This is a genomic window from Phaeobacter sp. CECT 5382 (genome assembly GCF_001457775.1).
Lineage (GTDB): Bacteria > Pseudomonadota > Alphaproteobacteria > Rhodobacterales > Rhodobacteraceae > Pseudophaeobacter.
Genome location: NZ_CYSG01000052.1, coordinates 1 through 1506 on the forward strand (window position 1 = coordinate 1; position 1506 = coordinate 1506).

Consider the following 1506-nt stretch of genomic DNA (forward strand, 5'->3'; position numbering starts at 1 on the left):
AACTATAACGGTCCTAAGGTAGCGAAATTCCTTGTCGGGTAAGTTCCGACCTGCACGAATGGCGTAACGACTTCCCCGCTGTCTCCAACATCGACTCAGCGAAATTGAATTGCCTGTCAAGATGCAGGCTTCCCGCGGTTAGACGGAAAGACCCCGTGCACCTTTACTACAGCTTCGCACTGGCATCAGGATTGTGACGTGCAGGATAGGTGGTAGGCATCGAAACGTGAACGCTAGTTCACGTGGAGCCTCCCTTGAGATACCACCCTTCGCACTCTTGATGTCTAACCGCGGTCCGTTATCCGGATCCGGGACCCTGCGTGGCGGGTAGTTTGACTGGGGCGGTCGCCTCCTAAAGCGTAACGGAGGCGCGCGAAGGTTGGCTCAGAGCGGTCGGAAATCGCTCGTTGAGTGCAATGGCAGAAGCCAGCCTGACTGCGAGACTGACAAGTCGAGCAGAGACGAAAGTCGGCCATAGTGATCCGGTGGTCCCGAGTGGAAGGGCCATCGCTCAACGGATAAAAGGTACGCCGGGGATAACAGGCTGATACTGCCCAAGAGTCCATATCGACGGCAGTGTTTGGCACCTCGATGTCGGCTCATCTCATCCTGGGGCTGGAGCAGGTCCCAAGGGTACGGCTGTTCGCCGTTTAAAGAGGTACGTGAGCTGGGTTTAGAACGTCGTGAGACAGTTCGGTCCCTATCTGCCGTGGGTGTAGGATACTTGAGAGGAGTTGCCCCTAGTACGAGAGGACCGGGGTGAACGAACCACTGGTGGACCAGTTGTCGTGCCAACGGCAGTGCTGGGTAGCTATGTTCGGACAGGATAACCGCTGAAGGCATCTAAGCGGGAAGCCCCCCTCAAAACAAGGTATCCCTGAGGGCCGAGGTAGACCACCTCGTCAATAGGCCAGAGATGTAAGCGTGGTAACACGTTCAGTTGACTGGTACTAATCGCCCGATTGGCTTGATCTGATCTAGTAATAGACAGCCTCAAGAACCAAAAAGCACCACATGACTTGTGACATAACAAAGGTGCAGCAACGTGCATTTGCCCGGCAAATACACTGCCTGCTGCGTGACAGATTTTGCTCCGGCAAAATCGTCAGTGTTGATTGTTTCTTCCGATATACCAGTTACGCTGCCGAAATATTCGGTGACATAACTGGAGTGCGGCTTCTCGCGCATTTGCTTCGCAAATGAGCTGCCAGCCGCGCCATACCTTGGCAGAGCCAAGGGTATCGGATTTGGATTTTTCTCGGTTTGGTGGCTATAGCGAGAGCAAAACACCCGGTCCCATCCCGAACCCGGAAGTTAAGTGCCTTAGCGCCAATGGTACTGCGTCTTAAGACGTGGGAGAGTAGGTCACCGCCAAACCTAGTAAAATCCAAAACTCATATACGATTACAAACACAATTAAGACCCTGTCGCGGGATGGAGCAGCCCGGTAGCTCGTCAGGCTCATAACCTGAAGGTCGTAGGTTCAAATCCTACTCCCGCAACCAA

The 1506-nt window shown here is 53.9% G+C and carries 1 protein-coding gene, 1 tRNA gene and 2 rRNA genes; 3 read left to right on the plus strand and 1 reads right to left on the minus strand.

What is annotated here, in order from left to right:
* Positions 1-975: ribosomal RNA gene (locus PH5382_RS19300) — 23S ribosomal RNA — on the plus strand; the annotation flags it as partial.
* An 18-nt stretch (positions 976-993) separates the two neighbouring features.
* On the opposite strand, the gene PH5382_RS19305 is transcribed toward PH5382_RS19300, so the two are convergent.
* Positions 994-1188: a hypothetical protein gene (locus PH5382_RS19305; RefSeq protein WP_058336003.1), complete on the minus strand. Its 195-nt coding sequence runs from the start codon at positions 1186-1188 to the stop codon at positions 994-996.
* A gap of 74 nt (positions 1189-1262) precedes the next feature.
* Here PH5382_RS19305 and rrf point away from each other — a divergent pair.
* Together rrf and PH5382_RS19315 are read left to right on the plus strand one after the other, a co-directional pair.
* Positions 1263-1377, plus strand: a 5S ribosomal RNA gene (rrf, locus tag PH5382_RS19310).
* Positions 1378-1428: 51 nt separating this feature from the next.
* A tRNA-Met gene (locus PH5382_RS19315) sits at positions 1429-1505 on the plus strand.
* Position 1506: the final 1 nt, after the last annotated feature.